We start from the raw sequence: 13,151 nt of genomic DNA on the forward strand, positions 1-13,151 counted from the left end.
TCGGATCGTCATCGTTATCATCGGCCGACCGCAGGTGAGATCATGAAGCGGATCACGATTCTGTTCGTCGTCGGCCTGCTGTTGGTCGCGCCGGTCGTTCCCGCAGTCGCGTCGAGTCTTGTCTCGGGGAATCCGGTGTTGAGCGCCAGCGTCGCCGACGAGACCTTCCAGTCGAACGAGGAGGCACGACTCACGGTCGCCGTGACCAACGACGGCAACATCGAGGACGGCGGCCCGGGGCGGTTCGAGGAGCAGGTCCAGACGGCCCGGAGCGTCCAGATGCGGGTCGAAGAGGGGCGAATAAACGCCCCGATAGACGTGAAGACGGGGACGGTCACGGCCGGGAGCATCGGCCCCGGCGGGACGGCCCAGTTCGGCTTCGATCTGGATATCGGCGACGCCGAACCGGGGCGGTACACCGTCCCCGTCGAGATCACGTACCGACACGCGCGAGCGGTGCTCTACGACGAGACGAGCACCGGCCCGGCCCAGATCGATTACGTATGGTTGGAGGAGGAGCGGACGGTCGATCTGACGATCCGAATCGAGGAGCGCGCGGAGTTCGACGTGGTCTCGGAGGGGTCGAACGAACTGCTCGCCGGCGACACCGGATCGCTCGCGTTCACCGTCGAGAACACGGGGAGTCAGACGGCGCGGAACGCGACGGTCCAGTTGGAGTCGCGGGCGTCGGGGCTGTTCTTCGGTAACGCCGACGCGCCGTCGGCGACCACCGGCGTGTTCGTCCGCTCGCTCGCACCGGGCGAGACGCGACGGGTGTCGGTACAGGTGGGGGCCGACACCGACCTCTCGCCGGGCGAGTACCCCGTCGACGCCGTCGTCTCCTACCGCGACCGAAACGACGTCGCCAAGCGGTCGGACACTCTGACGGCGGGCGTCGTCGTCAAACCCGAGCGGAGTTTCGTCGTCGAGGACCTGACGACGCGGGACTTCCGGGTCGACGAGTCCGAGGCGACGGTGTCGGGGCGAATCGTCAACACGGGACCGGCACCGGCCCGGAACGTGGTCGTCAGGATGCGCGACGCCGGGCCGGTGACGCCGACGAACGGCGAGTCGGCGGTCGGCACCCTCGATCCGGGCGAGTCGGCCCCGGTCACGTTCACCGTGGCCATCGCGGGTGACGCCGAACCGGGGACCAACTCCTTCACCTTCGACGTGGAGTACGAGAACGCCGACGGCGACGTGCAGATGGCGTCGAACCCGATTCGGAAGCGGGCGACGATCGACGAGTCACGCGACCGATTCGAGGTGGGGAACGTCTCGACGACGGTGACGCCCGGCGGCACGGCACGGCTCACCGCCGACGTGCGATACGTCGGCGACGACCCCATCTCGGCGACCAACGCCAGGCTGTTCACCAGCGATCCGCTGTCGACCTCCGACGACGGGGCGTTCCTCGGTCGGATGGAATCGGGCGAGACGGTGACCGCTTCCTTCCGGATCAGCGCGACGAGCGACGCCATCCCCAAACAGTACGACGCGTCGATCGAAGTGCGGTACGACGAGGCCGACGGGGACACGAAGTTCACGGACGGGATGCCGATCGGCGTGTCGGTGAACGAGACCGAGGGCGGGCCGCCGGTCCTCCCGATCGTCGGCGGCGTGGCACTGCTCGTCGTCATCGTGGGTGGGCTCTGGTACCGCGGACGATGAGAGAGGAGACGGAGGCGGACTCGGACGCCGACGGAGGGGTCTGACGTGGGACGACTCAGTGACCTCTTCGGCGGCGTCGGCCACGAGGTGCAGGCCCACCCAGCCGCGACGCTCCTGGTCGCTGTGATCCTCCTCGTCGCCGCCTTCGGCGGGGCCGCCCAGATCACGAGCGTCACGGGCGATCAGGCGTTCACCGGCGAGAACCCGACCCTGGAGACGTTCGACGAGACGTTCGACCGGGGATCGATCTCCGTGTTGGTCCGGGGTGAGGTGAGCGATCCGGCGACGATCCGGGCGATCGACCGGTTCGACGATCGGATGTCCCAGGTCGACGACGTGGCCTACGTGTCGAGTCCCGCCGATCGCGTCCGCGCGGAGTACGGTCGGATCCCCGACTCTCGGGCGAAGATCGAGCGAGCGATCGGTGATCCGGACACCGCGTTCATTCGGGTGACCTTCGAACCGGGGCTGACACAGCCCGAAGAGCGGCCGATCTACGAGGAGGCGACGGGGGCCGAGGAGTGGGCGCGCTTCCCCGCCGGCGTCGACGTGATCGTCACCGGATCGGCGGCCTTCTCCGCACAGCTGTCGGAACTGATCCAGCAGAGCACGAACCAACTGCTCGGGCTCGCGGTCGGGCTGATGATCGTCGCCCTCTTTTTCCTGTTTCGGGGCGTCCGACTGCGACTCCTGCCGATCGTCGCGGTCTTTACCGGCGTCCTGTACACGTTCGGCGCCATCGGCTACGCCGGCGTCCCCAACTCGACGCTGACGAGTTCCGTCTTCCCCATTCTGATCGGTCTCGGCATCGACTACTCCGTCCAGTTCCACGAGCGCTACGAGGAGGAGTTGGAGGCCGCGCCGCCACGCGAGGCGTTGCCGCGGGCGCTGTCGGGGATCGGCCCGCCGGTGTTCGTGGCGATGCTCGCCGCGGCGCTCGGCTTCGGCGCGACGTGGATCTCGACACAGGGCACGCCCGCGTTCGTCTGGTTCGCTCAGACCTCGATCTTCGGCGTCCTGCTCACCTTCCTCGCGGCGATCCTGATCTTGCTCCCGACACTGACGCTGTACGCGCGGTGGCGGGGGCGAAGTGGCGGGACGGACGGCGATAGCCGGACGGACGGCGGTGACGGAAACGGGGGGCCGACGCCCGACCCCGACGAGTCGGAGCGTATCGGGGTCTTCGGGCGGATGCTCGGGCGGAGTGCCCGGACGCTCGCGGCCAACCCGGGGATCGTGCTGGTCGTCGCGATACTCCTGATGGGCGCGGGGTTCCAGGCGGGCACCGAACTGGAGACGCTCGCGGACACCGAGGAGTTCGTCCCGCAGGACCTGCCGGCGTACGTCGACCTCCAGCAGTTCCGTGCCCAGACCGGCGGCGGGAGCGCCGTCCAGTTCGACGTGATCGTCCTCGGGAGCGACCTCACACACCCCGAGGTGTTACACTGGATGGAGCGGTTCGAACACGTCGCCGTCGGTGCGCCCCTGGTCCAGGGGGTAGACTCGCCGGCGACGCTCGTCGCCGAACACAACGGCGGCGAGATCCCCGAGACACGGGCGGGCGTCGAACGCGTCCTCGAGGACGTGCCCGAGGAGGAGCGCGCGAACTACTACAACGACGGCTACGCCCACATCACCGTCGTCGGGGCCGAGGACATGACGACCGACCAGACGCTGTCGTTCATCACGAACGTCGACAAGGCGATCACGTTCAGCAACCCGCCGCCGGGCGTCCAGGCGACGCTCACCGGCACGGCAGCCATCTCCCCGCCGTCGATCGTCGAGCAGATCGAGAACCGGAACGTGACGACGGGACTGGGCGTCCTGTTTGTGTTCGGCCTCCTGCTCGCCTACTACCGACGGCTGACGAAGGCGGTCGCGCCGCTGATCCCGATGGTGTTCGTCATCGGGTGGCAGAACCTCTACATGGCTGCCCTGAACATCTCCGTCTCGCCACTCGGGGCGTCGCTGGGGGCCATGAGCGTCGGGATCGGGGCCGAGTACACCATCATCGTGATGGAGCGCTACTACGAGGAGAAGGGACTCGCGGGCGTGGGCAGACTCGACGCCGTCGAGACGGCGGCCACGCGGGTCGGCAAGGCCATCTCGGTGTCCGGGATGACCACCGTCTTCGGCTTCTCGGCGCTGACGCTCTCGCCGTTCCCCATTCTCGCCGACTTCGGCTACCTCACTGTCGGCGTCATCTTCCTGACGCTGGTGGCCGCGCTCGCGACGCTGCCGCCGACGCTGATCGTCCTCGACGGACTGGTCGACCGGCTGCCGACGCCGTTCTGGGCGGCGACCCCTGTGGACGAGAGGGGAACGCATAACTAACCGCGCACCGAGACGCCGGATATGCCCACGGCACCCGCCGATTCGGAGTACGGTACCAGCCTCGTCCCGACGGTCACGCCCTTCTCGAACGGGTCGGTCGACGCCGACGCGGTCGCCGACCTCGCCGAGTTCGTCCTCGAGAACGGCGCCGACGGTCTGATCCCCTGCGGGACGACCGGCGAGTTTGCCAGTCTGACCGACGAGGAGTACGAGACGGTCGTCCGGACGAGCGTCGAGGCCGCCGACGGCGCGCCGGTCCTCCCGGGGGCCGCGGACACGAGCGTCGCCGGTACCCTCGACCGGATCGACATCGCGGCCGACTGCGGCGCGGACGCCGTCCTCGTCGTCCTGCCGTACTTCCACGGCGCGAACGACCCCGCCGGCAACGAGCGGTTCGTCCGCGCGGTGCTCGAGGAGACGGCGCTGCCGGTCGTCCTCTACAACATCCCCTCGTGTGTCGGGCAGTCGATCGACGCCGACCTGGTCGACGCCGTCGCCGACCACCCCGACCTCGCCGGGATGAAAGACACCAGCGGCGACCTGACTCACCTCCTCGAGGTCGTCCGACGGACGGGCGACGACTTCCACCTGTTCCAGGGGTTCGACAGCCAACTCGCGCCCGCGGTGTCGATGGGGGCGACCGGCGGCATCAACGCCGTCGCGAACTACCTGCCCGGCCTCATCGAGGACACCATCGACGCGGCGGCGGCCGACGACGTGGCGCGAGCGCGGGACCTGCAGGTCGACCACATCGGTCCGGTGTTCGACGTGTCGCTCGACCACGGGTTCGCCCCGGCGACGAAGGCGGCGCTGGTCGAACGCGGTGTCATCGACGACGACGAAGTCCGCCCGCCCCTGGTCGAACTCGACGACGACGCCCTCGCCGCGGTACGGTCGGTCCTCGACGACACGCTCGACGCCGTCACCGAGTGAGCACGGGGTCTGCCCACTCCCGATCAGTAGAAAGACCAGTCGTCGTACACGTCGGAGGGATCGGCCTCGGCCACCTCGTCGTCCGCGACGAACTCGTCGACCTCCGCCACGTCCTCGCGGAGGCTCCGACAGACGGCAGCGAGGCGCTCGCGTTCGGCCTCGGCGATGGTGTCGTCGTTCTCCTCGACCCGTCGGAGCAACTCGCCCGTGCTCGCGACGATGCTCCGGGCGAGTCGGAGCGACTGGGAGGGCGGGTGGACGAACTCACAGAGCGCCACGTCGCCCGAGTACAGGTCGTAGTCGAGGCGCGGCAGGTTCGTCGAGTTCGAGTAGCCAAAGCCGCACTTGAGCGCCGGCATCGGGTTCTGGAGACCGTTGACGCGTTCGGTGAACACCAGTTCCAGATCGTCGGCGAGGCGGCCGTACTCGTCCCCCAGCGCCCGCAACTCCTCGGTCGGGGGTGACTCCCCGTCGTCGTACTGGTCGTCGAGATCGTCGTAGAACCCCTCGAGGTCGAGGACGGTGAGCGCCACCAGTTGGAAGATGCCGGTTTCGGCCTCGGCCAGCGCCCGGAGTCGGTCCCGCACCTCGTCGTACTCGCCGAGGAGGTGCGCCTCCCGGACGTCGTCGAGGACGCTTCGCACCTCTCGCTCGCTGTCGTAGAACGCTTCGACCCATCGTCGTGGCGGATCGGCGTCGGTGGAGTCGGACATCGTCACGGCATGTCGCCTTCGACAGCAAATGGTTTGTGCCGGAGCGGGCGAGCGACCCTCGAGCCACGAGGCTTATCCTTCCGCCCCGCGAACGGGAACCGTGAGCCAGACGACGATCCGGATCGATCCACACGTCCACTCCGAGGCCTCATACGACGGCCACGACCCCGTCGAGTTGCTGCTGGAGCAGGCGGCGGAGATCGGTCTCGACGGCATCGTCGTCACCGACCACGACGTGATCCACGAGTCGCTCCGCGCGGCCGAACTCGCCCCCGAGTACGGCCTGTTCGGTATTCCCGGCGTCGAGGTGTCGACTGCCGTCGGCCACCTGCTCGCCATCGGAGTCGAGGAGATGCCGCCCCGACGGACCGGCCTCGAAGAGACCGTCGAGTGGATTCGCGACCACGGCGGCATCGCGGTCGTCCCCCATCCGTTCCAGCGGAGCCGGCACGGGGTGCCCCGGCGACACCTCGTCGACTGCGACGCCATCGAGGTGTTCAACTCGTGGCTGTTCACCGGCTACCGGAACCGGCGGGCGCGGCGGTTCGCTGCCGAGGGCGACTATCCTGGGGTCGCCGCCAGCGACGCCCACTCGGTCCCCCACGTCGGCCGGGCGTACACGGAATTCGTCATCGACGACGCCGACCGGGCGTCCCTCGACGGCGATCGAGTGCTCGACGCCGTCCGGAGCGGCGCGACGCGGATGCGGGGGCGGCGACAGCCGGTGTTGACCTCGGCGCGCCACTACGCCGTCGGATCGGCGCGCAAGAGCGGCTACTACGCGAAGGTCGGCGCGCTGAAGGGGCGATCCGGACTGACCCGTGGCGCGCAGTTGCTGTCCGACGCCGCCTCCCGCTGACGGCCACACCGTTATGCCCGTGGCCGGTCTGGTACCCGTATGCCCGCGTACGATCGCCTCGCCGACCGCACCCTCTCGGTCGACGCGACCGCCCGTACTCGCCACGAACGCGAGACGTCGAGCGACTTCACCCGCGTGACCACCGTCTTCGAACTCCACGGCGACGGCGCCGTCGGCCGCGGCGAGGACGTGACTTACGACGCTGCCGATCACGACGCACTCGCGACGGTGCCCGACGACCACTTCGACGACGTCCTCGCCGGGACGTGGACGTTCGACGAGTTCTCGACGGCGCTCGACGACCTCGACCTCTTCCCGACGAAACCGCCGGAACAGCCCTCCGCCCACCACTACCGGCGCTGGGCGTTGGAGAGTGCCGGCTTGGATCTGGCGCTGAAACAGGCCGGCGTCGGCTTCGCCGACGCCCTCGGACGCGACCGGGATCCGGTCGCGTTCGTCGCCAGTACCCGTCTCGGCGACCCACCGACGACCGACCGGGTCGACTCGATCCTCGACTGCCACCCCGATCTGGGGCTGAAACTCGACCCGACGAGCGACTGGACCGACGACGTCGTCGACCCCCTCGCCGACACGGGGGCGGTGCGAGTGCTCGACTTGAAGGGCCACTACGTCGGGACGACGGTGGACCAGAAGCCGGATCCCGATCTCTACGATCGCGTGCTGGGGGCGTTCCCGGACGCGGTGATCGAGGACCCGGCGCTCACCGATGCGACGCGACCGATCGTCGAGGAGGCGCGGGACCGTCTCTCGTGGGACGCCCCGATCACGGGTGTCGAGAGCGTCCGTGACCTGCCGTATCGCCCCCGGTGGCTCAACGTCAAACCATCCCGCTTCGGAACCGTCGAGTCGCTGCTCGAGACGCTCGAGTACGCCCGCGAGAACGACGTCGTCTGCTACGGCGGCGGCCAGTTCGAGCTCGGCGTGGGCCGGGACCACATCCAGACGCTGGCCGCGACGTTCTACCCCGACGCGCCCAACGACGTCGCCCCCGGCGGCTACAACCTCCCCGACCTGCCCGACGACCTACCGGGGAGCCCGCTCCGCCCCGACCCGACGGCCGGGGGCCTCGACTTCTAGTCCGCGTCCGGTGCGTCGTCGCCGTCGGCGTGGGCACGCACCCAGAGTTCGCCGATCCGCGAGAGGCGCGTCCGGTAGGACTTGCCGTGTTCCTCCTGTTCGACGTACCCCTTCCCGCCGGGGCCGAGGCGGTCGACGTTGTAGATCACCTTCGACCGGAAGCTGTCGGTGTACTCCTCGCCGAGTTCGGCGGCGAGCGCCTCCGCGAGTTCGGAGACGGAATCGAACTCGCCCCGCTCGCCGAGTTCGAACAGGATCACCTCCTCGAACGGTTTGACGTTCGAGAAGGAGGCGACCGGCAGTTCGACGATGTGGTTGCCGTCGATCCGCTTCGCACCGATGGTGGTCCCGCGTTCGTCGAACTCGTCTAAGAGTTCGGCGGTGCCCTCCAGTCGCTCTCGGACGCGCTCGTCCGCCACCTCGTCGCCGTCGCCGTCGCCGTTGCCGTCGAGGACGTCCGAAAGCAGTTCCCGGTTGGCGCGCAACTCCTCGGCGAGTTCCGTCTCCAGGTACTTCTCGGGGGCGGTGTAGTAGGTGTGGATGCGGTCCCGGTCGGCCTGCCGTTCGAGCGTGATGGAGTGGGCGGCGGTGGCGAAGGCGAAACTCACCGGCCGGGGCATCGAACTCACGTTGACCCACACCTCGCCGTCGGGCGCGCCCTCGTCGAGTTGGTCGTTGATGAGGTCGTAGGCGTCCTCGAAGGCGGCGTCGTAGTCGTAGACGTCCTCGATGACGATCCGGCGGGTCTCCGCCCCGAGCAGGTTCCGGAAGTCCTGTTCGAGTTTCGCCGAGAGGTCACGGGAGTACTCCACGTTGGCCTCGCTCCCGACCGCACCCTCCAGTAAGATCACGCGGTCCACGTCGAACTGGTCGCGGATCAGCGGCGCGATCAGCCGGTCGTAGTCGAAGCCGACCGGGACGATGTGGGTCTGCATACACTGGCGTAGCGAGGCTATTTATAAAAACCTCCAGTCTCGCGGTCGGGCACTGCAGCCGAGGCCGGGACCGGAGCGACGTTTTATACCATCCCCGTCGGTGGTGTCCGTCATGGCGACGAGTGACGAACTGGCGGATCGGCTCCGCGAACTCCGGACGTCGCTCGAAGCGCTGCCGGAGGTGACGGAGCCACCCAAACCGACGCTTCGGATCCTCGGCTCGATGCGCTCGGAACGCCGGTGGAACACGCTGCTGTCGTACTTCCTAGACCCATCCCAACCCCACGGCTTCGGATCGGACCTGCTCAAGCGGTTCCTCGACAAGGCGAGCGAGGAAACGCGCCGGGAGATCGACTACTACCACCGCGACATCGAGGCGGTCAGGGTCGAGACGGAGGTGCAGTCGTCCCAACGAAACAATCAGCCGGACATCGTCGTTCGCGTTCCCGGCAAGTGGTTCGTCTGTATCGAGTCCAAGGTCGAGTCGACCGAAGGGCGGCGACAGACTCGGCGCTACGTCGACGACCCACACATCGGGACCGAAAAGAAGAGTTCGTACCGCGAGGACGGCCGGTACTACGTGTTTCTCTCCAAGGGATTCGCGCCCGATTCCCGCGCCGAGCGCTTCGAAGACCTGTACTGGCGGCACGTCGTCGAGGCGTTTCGGACCGCCCTCGACCCAGTCCCACGGCCGGTATCCCCAACGCAGCGTCAGCCAACTGATCGACTTCCTCGACACCATCGTTACGGTCACACACATGGACGACGACGACTTCACGAAGACCCAGAAAGAGAAGGTTCGACTGCTCGGCGAGTACAAAGACGACATCGACGAACTGTTCGACGCCGCGGAGACGCTCCGCAAGCAGGCGATAGAGGACTGGCCCGAACTGTTCTTGGCGCAGGTCGACGGGGAACTGTGGACGGACGGGTGGCACTACCGGTACGAAGACTACCGCGAGTACGGCTGTCTGTTCAGAGACGGTTGGTATCTGGACGACGAGGCACTACGTCCGACGATCGATCACACCGAAACGAAGGGGAGCACCGGATTCCGACTCCACTTCAACCACCTGATCCGGAACGAGGAGTCCTTCGCCGAGGGGACCCTCACGTACCGCCTGCGGTCCCCGACCCGTGTCGACCTCCGCGACGAGTTCAACCGCGTCTACAACAGCACCGAGTGGCAGGACGACCTCGACCCGCTCCTGGCGGAACACGACATCACGAACTTGGGAAACAAGGCGAACTACACGCGAAAGACCTACGAGTTCGGCCAGTCCGGGCTGCCCGAGAGCTACTTTCAGACGCTCGCCGTCGCCTTCGAGGAGCACCTCGAAGTCGCCACTCTCGTCGACGAGATGCTCGCAGCGGCCATCTCGAACCTTGACGACACCTGATCGCGTTCGTCTCGCCGCCCGACGCGCCTTCGTGTCGTCCCGAGGTGTCGACAGTCAGTCGTCCGCCGGCACCGTCACCTCGTCCCCGACCCGAAGCGTCCGCCCCCGCGACCCCTCGGGCACCTGCGAGATGAGCATCACCGTGTAGTAGTGGTCGAACGCGTCGGGGTCGGCCCACTCCGGGAACGTCTCCTCGCGTTTCTCGACGAACCGCTCCCGAAAACGGTCCAGCGGGTCGCCCGTCTGCGGGTCGCGACTCGGGACCACACACCGCGAACAGGGTTCGTACCCCTCGAACCGGACCGGGTCGTCGTCGCCGACGACGAACCCCGGCGCGTCCGGACCGACGAAGCGGTCCTCCCAGAACGCGGGGACGTCCCCAATCTCGACGTTGGCCCGGAGGCGACGGCGCGCACTCTCGACGGTCATGTCGTCGAACCACGACGCCACCGCCTCCAGTGTCGCGGTGCTGATCACCGACGGGCCGGCGTCGGGGCGGTCGACGAACGCGGGCGGCTCGTGCCGGCGGACCTCCACGTCGTCGCCGACGAACGCGCCGAACCACTCGCTTGCGGCCGCCCGGCCGTCGTCGGCCGAGAGGTCGAACTCCCGGCGCTCGCCGCCGGCTTTCGGGTCGACCGCCAGCGTCCCCGCGTCGAACGCCGTCCGCAGGTCGTGAAACCGGTCGGTCTGCTTGCCGTTGTAGGCCAGCGTCTGCATCTGATCGCCAGTCTCGATCCGGCCGGCGGTGGGCTCACACATGGCGAACTCGCGGTCGCCGACGACCGTCCCCGACTCGGAGATCCGCGCCGATTCGACCTCCATCCCGTCGAGTCCCTTCACCGGATAGCGTCTGAGTCGTGCGACGTGGGCCATGTGCCCCCGCTACGCCCGTCGCTCCCATAATCGTTGGTGCGTTCGCGAGGTCGCGTTAACTTTGGCGTGAGTTGTGCCGGACGGCGAGGGCTTTGAGCCACGATTCTGCTGTCTGCGGTTCGACATGGCTGAAACTAGTTGCGAACGATGAGGTTCGTCGTTCTATCTCCCAAAAGACACGTTCGATGGCATTCCGATTCCCGTGTGAAATCATCTGGAATCGGTACCCGTCTTCGTCGAGGACGTTCACTAGATAATCGGCGTCATCGACGAGAAATTCGACGCCATCTAGCCGATATCGTCGATGAAGTTCGGTCAGAAACCATCGCGTCGTCTGTTTCGTCGTCGCTGGAAACAGCCTGAACTGCAGGATTTCGTTTGTTTGAGGATCGACGGCACCGTACAGCCAGTAGTCGTCGCCGTTGATGCGGATCACTTTCTCGTCAACCGCAAGTTGATCCGCACTCACCGTCGACATCGGCTGTAGATCGGCCTTGTGCACCCAGTTGTGAACCGCGACGTGACTACGTTTGACTCCCAACTCATCGAGAAACTGACTGGCATCCCTTGTTGACATACCGGCGAGATGACACCGGATGCCCACTTGAATCGCCCACTCGGGAGTCCGCTCTCGCTCCACAAACGACAAGTCGATCCACTCGATACATCCGTTGAGGCGGTCGAATTCTAGCATAAGCACTCAGAACTCGTCCGCCTCATCCTCTAACTTAACGCGACCGTTCGCGACGGGCCAAGCTACTTGCCGTCCGCGACCCAAGCGGCGGTATGGCTATCACGCTCTACGCGCTCGACGGCTGTCCGTACTGTGAGAAGGTCCACGACGCGCTCGACGCGGCGGGAATCGACTACGACACGGTGTGGGTCGAGGCGCTCCACTCCGACAGAAACGAGGTCAAGCGCGTCAGCGGTCAGCGCGGCGTGCCGGTACTCGTCGACGACGACCACGGGGTCACCATGGCCGAGAGCGACAACATCCTGCAGTACGTCGAACGGACGCTCGCATGAAGATCTACACCGGTCGCGGTGACGAGGGGATGACCGACCTGCGGGACATGTCCCGCGTCTCCAAGACCAGTCCCCGGATCGAGGCGTATGGCACCGTCGACGAGGCCAACGCGCTCATCGGCACGATCCGACCGACGGGGTACGACGACGTGGACGAACGCCTCGAACGGGTACAGAACCACCTCCACATCGTGCAGGCCGACTTCGCCAACCCCGCGCCCGACGAGGACGACCCTGTCGTCCGCGAGGACCACGTCGAGGAACTCGAAGCGTGGATCGACGAGGCCGACGAGGAACTCGACCCGCTGGATTCGTTCGTCCTCCCGGGCGGGAGCGACACCGGCGCCGCCCTCCACCACGCCCGCACCGTGGTCCGCCGGGCCGAACGGCGGGCGGTCGACCTCGCCGGCACCGATCCCGTCAACGCCGAGGCCATCGCCTACTTGAACCGTCTCTCGGACGCCCTCTTCACCTTCGGGCGACTCGTCAACGCGCGGGACGGCGTCCCGGCGGATCGACCCACGTACTGACGCGCCGAATCGCGTGTGTGTCACCGCACACCCGTCGGGATTGGCGGTTGCGACGGGCCCGGGACGGCCGCGACGACTCGTTTTCGGGGTCGGCTCCCCAGCCACCGCCGCCGGTGCTCGCACGTGGTACCGTCGTCCCGCTGTCACGGGCGCGAGACCGGCGACCGCCCACAAGAGCTATATTCGTCCTGTGCATTCGGTCAGATATGAACAAACACTTCGAAGACACCCTGTACTACCTCGGTCGTGCCGGCGAACACGCCAAGGAAGGCGTCATGGAAGAGATCGAACCGCTCGAAGAGCGGGTCCGCGAGTTCACGGGGGCGGAGGAGGACGAACCCGAACCTTCGCGGCTGCAGAACCTGCAGGACGACTTGCGGGACCTAGAGGAGCGGGCGGAGGGGGAGGCCAAGACCGCAATCTCGGACGCTCGCGAACGACTCCGTCGGTACCGCGGCGACTCGTCGGAGTAAGACAATCCTTAAGTCGCCGTCGCAAGTACCCGCACACGGCGCGGGTTGGTGGTCTAGCCCGGTTATGACGGCTCCTTCACACGGAGCAGGCCGGCGGTTCGAATCCGCCCCAACCCACTTGCTCGCTTGACGCTCGCAAAGGACCGCAAGCCGCATCTTCAGGCCTTGATTCAGTGGTTCCCGCAGTGAGAGCCACTTCAGGGAGGGGAGAAGGAGTCACGCGAGTTGTTGGCTCCTCCTCACCGTAGCCACGTATAGCGATTGTACCAAAAGGAGATACTCGTGTGAGGGTACTAAGTGTTC

13 protein-coding genes, 1 tRNA gene and 1 pseudogene are annotated in these 13,151 nt (G+C 67.1%); 11 read left to right on the forward strand and 4 right to left on the reverse strand.

Features of this window, described 5'->3' with window-relative positions; genetic code table 11:
• Nucleotides 1-42: 42 nt before the first annotated feature.
• The 3 genes from NBT81_RS13400 to NBT81_RS13410 are packed head-to-tail and all read left to right on the forward strand — an operon-like array spanning nucleotide 43 to nucleotide 4,938.
• On the forward strand, nucleotides 43-1,671 hold the full coding sequence (locus tag NBT81_RS13400; protein ID WP_338739331.1) for a COG1361 S-layer family protein: 1,629 nt from the start codon (nucleotides 43-45) through the stop codon (nucleotides 1,669-1,671).
• 45 nt (nucleotides 1,672-1,716) lie between these two features.
• Nucleotides 1,717-4,005: an RND family transporter gene (locus NBT81_RS13405; protein ID WP_338739333.1), complete on the forward strand. Its 2,289-nt coding sequence runs from the start codon at nucleotides 1,717-1,719 to the stop codon at nucleotides 4,003-4,005.
• Nucleotides 4,006-4,026: 21 nt separating this feature from the next.
• Entirely contained in the window at nucleotides 4,027-4,938 is a 912-nt protein-coding gene (locus tag NBT81_RS13410) for a dihydrodipicolinate synthase family protein (protein ID WP_338739335.1), read from the forward strand.
• A 23-nt stretch (nucleotides 4,939-4,961) separates the two neighbouring features.
• Here NBT81_RS13410 and NBT81_RS13415 read toward each other — a convergent pair whose 3' ends face one another.
• Complete coding sequence (locus NBT81_RS13415; RefSeq protein ID WP_338739337.1) at nucleotides 4,962-5,651, reverse strand: hypothetical protein; 690 nt, start codon at nucleotides 5,649-5,651, stop codon at nucleotides 4,962-4,964.
• A 100-nt stretch (nucleotides 5,652-5,751) separates the two neighbouring features.
• Here NBT81_RS13415 and NBT81_RS13420 point away from each other — a divergent pair, with 100 nt between their 5' ends.
• Nucleotides 5,752-6,510, forward strand: coding sequence for a CehA/McbA family metallohydrolase (locus tag NBT81_RS13420; RefSeq protein WP_338739339.1), 759 nt, complete (start codon nucleotides 5,752-5,754; stop codon nucleotides 6,508-6,510).
• 39 nt (nucleotides 6,511-6,549) lie between these two features.
• Nucleotides 6,550-7,608: a hypothetical protein gene (locus NBT81_RS13425; protein WP_338739341.1), complete on the forward strand. Its 1,059-nt coding sequence runs from the start codon at nucleotides 6,550-6,552 to the stop codon at nucleotides 7,606-7,608.
• Here NBT81_RS13425 and NBT81_RS13430 read toward each other — a convergent pair.
• A complete protein-coding gene (locus NBT81_RS13430; RefSeq protein ID WP_338739343.1) occupies nucleotides 7,605-8,543 on the reverse strand; it encodes a DUF6293 family protein in 939 nt (312 codons plus the stop codon). The two genes, NBT81_RS13425 and NBT81_RS13430, sit on opposite strands and share 4 nt — an antisense overlap.
• Nucleotides 8,544-8,766: 223 nt before the next feature.
• On the opposite strand from NBT81_RS13430, the pseudogene NBT81_RS17390 reads away from it, so the two are divergent.
• Nucleotides 8,767-9,078: pseudogene (locus NBT81_RS17390) on the forward strand (PD-(D/E)XK nuclease family protein); the annotation flags it as partial.
• A gap of 223 nt (nucleotides 9,079-9,301) precedes the next feature.
• On the forward strand, nucleotides 9,302-9,943 hold the full coding sequence (locus NBT81_RS13440; protein ID WP_338739347.1) for a hypothetical protein: 642 nt from the start codon (nucleotides 9,302-9,304) through the stop codon (nucleotides 9,941-9,943).
• Nucleotides 9,944-9,997: 54 nt separating this feature from the next.
• Here NBT81_RS13440 and NBT81_RS13445 read toward each other — a convergent pair whose 3' ends face one another.
• Together NBT81_RS13445 and NBT81_RS13450 are read right to left on the reverse strand one after the other, a co-directional pair.
• Nucleotides 9,998-10,819, reverse strand: coding sequence for an MOSC domain-containing protein (locus tag NBT81_RS13445; RefSeq protein ID WP_338739349.1), 822 nt, complete (start codon nucleotides 10,817-10,819; stop codon nucleotides 9,998-10,000).
• A 55-nt stretch (nucleotides 10,820-10,874) separates the two neighbouring features.
• Nucleotides 10,875-11,513, reverse strand: a complete 639-nt coding sequence (locus NBT81_RS13450; RefSeq protein WP_338739136.1) for an IS6 family transposase — start codon at nucleotides 11,511-11,513, stop codon at nucleotides 10,875-10,877.
• A gap of 92 nt (nucleotides 11,514-11,605) precedes the next feature.
• On the opposite strand from NBT81_RS13450, the gene NBT81_RS13455 reads away from it, so the two are divergent.
• From NBT81_RS13455 to NBT81_RS13470, 4 genes are all read left to right on the forward strand, one after another.
• On the forward strand, nucleotides 11,606-11,845 hold the full coding sequence (locus NBT81_RS13455) for a glutathione S-transferase N-terminal domain-containing protein (protein ID WP_338739351.1): 240 nt from the start codon (nucleotides 11,606-11,608) through the stop codon (nucleotides 11,843-11,845).
• On the forward strand, nucleotides 11,842-12,375 hold the full coding sequence (locus tag NBT81_RS13460; protein ID WP_338739353.1) for a cob(I)yrinic acid a,c-diamide adenosyltransferase: 534 nt from the start codon (nucleotides 11,842-11,844) through the stop codon (nucleotides 12,373-12,375). Before NBT81_RS13455 ends, NBT81_RS13460 begins: the two co-directional genes overlap by 4 nt.
• Nucleotides 12,376-12,581: 206 nt before the next feature.
• The gene (locus NBT81_RS13465; protein WP_338739355.1) at nucleotides 12,582-12,848 is read left to right on the forward strand and encodes a DUF7553 family protein; all 267 of its coding nucleotides are present in this window, start codon (nucleotides 12,582-12,584) and stop codon (nucleotides 12,846-12,848) included.
• A 42-nt stretch (nucleotides 12,849-12,890) separates the two neighbouring features.
• Nucleotides 12,891-12,965 (forward strand) — tRNA-Val (locus tag NBT81_RS13470).
• Nucleotides 12,966-13,151 lie beyond the last annotated feature (186 nt).

It is taken from the genome of Haloplanus sp. CK5-1 (assembly GCF_037201915.1).
GTDB classification, from domain to species: Archaea; Halobacteriota; Halobacteria; order Halobacteriales; family Haloferacaceae; genus Haloplanus; species Haloplanus salilacus.

Coding starts and splice junctions, on each gene's coding strand:
- NBT81_RS13400 (WP_338739331.1), top strand. CDS start 43: ATGAAGCGGATCACGATTCTGTTCGTCGTCGGCCTGCTGTTGGTCGCG.
- NBT81_RS13410 (WP_338739335.1), top strand. CDS start 4,027: ATGCCCACGGCACCCGCCGATTCGGAGTACGGTACCAGCCTCGTCCCG.
- NBT81_RS13415 (WP_338739337.1), bottom strand. CDS start 5,651: ATGTCCGACTCCACCGACGCCGATCCGCCACGACGATGGGTCGAAGCG.
- NBT81_RS13425 (WP_338739341.1), top strand. CDS start 6,550: ATGCCCGCGTACGATCGCCTCGCCGACCGCACCCTCTCGGTCGACGCG.
- NBT81_RS13430 (WP_338739343.1), bottom strand. CDS start 8,543: ATGCAGACCCACATCGTCCCGGTCGGCTTCGACTACGACCGGCTGATC.
- NBT81_RS13440 (WP_338739347.1), top strand. CDS start 9,302: ATGGACGACGACGACTTCACGAAGACCCAGAAAGAGAAGGTTCGACTG.
- NBT81_RS13445 (WP_338739349.1), bottom strand. CDS start 10,819: ATGGCCCACGTCGCACGACTCAGACGCTATCCGGTGAAGGGACTCGAC.
- NBT81_RS13450 (WP_338739136.1), bottom strand. CDS start 11,513: ATGCTAGAATTCGACCGCCTCAACGGATGTATCGAGTGGATCGACTTG.
- NBT81_RS13455 (WP_338739351.1), top strand. CDS start 11,606: ATGGCTATCACGCTCTACGCGCTCGACGGCTGTCCGTACTGTGAGAAG.
- NBT81_RS13460 (WP_338739353.1), top strand. CDS start 11,842: ATGAAGATCTACACCGGTCGCGGTGACGAGGGGATGACCGACCTGCGG.
- NBT81_RS13465 (WP_338739355.1), top strand. CDS start 12,582: ATGAACAAACACTTCGAAGACACCCTGTACTACCTCGGTCGTGCCGGC.